The 259-nt window shown below is 42.5% G+C and carries 1 protein-coding gene; it reads left to right on the forward strand.

The window, feature by feature from the left end; genetic code table 11:
* Positions 1 to 26: 26 nt before the first annotated feature.
* The coding region (locus tag A3763_RS05455; protein ID WP_156494938.1) for a hypothetical protein at positions 27 to 259 on the forward strand (233 nt) is incomplete at its 3' end.

Below are 259 nucleotides of genomic sequence, written 5' to 3' on the forward strand. Positions count from 1 at the left end.
CAGGCTTAAACGCAGAGCTTCGCGTAATGACTTTAAATACCGAATGGCTATGGACCCCTTATGACGGTAAAGCTGACGGTAGTAAAGTGACGATACGAGACATGTCAAAGAAGGATTACCTAACTGAGCTGGCATTCTATGCGAAGCTTGTTAGAGAGCATAGGATAGATATTCTAGCGGTGTCAGAAATTGAAAATAAGTACGTTGCGATCGATTTGGCAAACCGTTTTGGCAAAGACTGGAAAGCGTATTTTACACA

The organism is Oleiphilus sp. HI0128, assembly GCF_001635365.1.